This window comes from Pseudomonas sp. 2995-3 (genome assembly GCF_002742565.1).
Classification (GTDB): domain Bacteria; phylum Pseudomonadota; class Gammaproteobacteria; order Pseudomonadales; family Pseudomonadaceae; genus Aquipseudomonas; species Aquipseudomonas edaphica.
The window spans coordinates 1-1,171 of the sequence record NZ_LJSB01000203.1 but is presented as its reverse complement, the minus strand read 5'-3'; the positions used below and the strand labels follow the sequence as shown (position 1 = coordinate 1,171).

Below are 1,171 nucleotides of genomic sequence, written 5' to 3'. Positions count from 1 at the left end.
GCAAGCCCGCTTGTGTCTTGATCTGGGAATAAACTCTGAGGTGAGAGGGGTGGATGGCAAGCTGTGAGTCCGCGGTGCTAGAAGCACGAGTGGGAGCAAAGCTGCCATCCACCTTTCCACTCTGGCCGACAAGCCCGAACAGTTGGACGAGCACCACTCGAATCACAAGCGTGGGCATAGCCAGAGCACTCTCACTCCTGAGTGTAAGAGGGTTTTGCCATGATTTCCTGGGTCGGCATCGATATCTCTAAATTAAACCTTGTTGTCTGGGTTCAACCTCAGAAAGAAGGCTTCGAGATTCCAAACACATCTGAAGGCTTTGTTGAGCTGATCAAACGATTGAGCTGCTATGAGGTTGGCCGGGTATTGCTGGAGGCCACGGGAGGCTACGAGCGCCAGGTCATGGCGGCACTGCAACAGACGAATTTCCAAGTGCTCCGAATCAATCCTCGTCGGGCCAGAGCCTTCGCGGTGGCCATGGGCAAAAATGCCAAGACCGACCCGATTGATGCGGCAGTTCTGGCTGATTTTGCCGAAGTGCTGCATGGGTCTCACGAAAAGGTCATTTCTCCTGAGCGCGAAGCTCTGCGCGAACTGATCCAATTACGTGAGCACTTCGTTCAGCAGCGCGACGACAATAAGCGTCGACTTCAGCAGGCTCAGTTGCCAACCGTTGTCAGCGCTACCAAAGATCATATTCGCTACCTGCAAGCGCAGATCAAAGCCCTGGAAAAACACCTCGTTCAGGGCATGTTTGATTTGGATGCAGAAAAGGCCAGGCGACTCATGTCTGTGAAGGGGATTGGCAAAGTCGCGGCCGCCAGTTTGCTGGTTTACTTGCCGGAGTTGGGCGAGTTGGATCGCAGAGAAGTGGCGGCGTTAGCGGGCATAGCCCCTTACAACGACGACAGCGGAAACCACAATGGAAAACGGCAGATATACGGAGGAAGAACCCGTGTCAGGCATGCGTTATACATGTCGAGTTGGGTTGTTATCCGCTTTCAAGCAGACTTTAAAACGCGCTACGAGGCTCTAAGGGAGCGAGGCAAGAGCGCGAAAGTCGCGCTCATCGCCTGCATGCGGATACTGCTGATCAGACTAAATGCCATGCTGCGAGACGGTACAGAATGGCGCTGACGGACGGTGGGTTAAGACAGTTGCTCCCACATTT

Annotated in this window: 1 protein-coding gene; it reads left to right on the top strand. The window is 54.0% G+C overall.

Going from position 1 to position 1,171, the window contains the following annotated elements:
* Nucleotides 1-219 precede the first annotated feature (219 nt).
* Entirely contained in the window at nt 220-1,137 is a 918-nt protein-coding gene (locus tag AOA62_RS17935) for an IS110 family transposase (RefSeq protein ID WP_017139096.1), read from the top strand.
* The last annotated feature ends 34 nt before the right edge of the window (nt 1,138-1,171 follow it).

What these genes read in the sequence shown, in the direction of transcription:
- AOA62_RS17935 (WP_017139096.1), top strand. Translation starts at nt 220, where the DNA reads ATGATTTCCTGGGTCGGCATCGATATCTCTAAATTAAACCTTGTTGTC.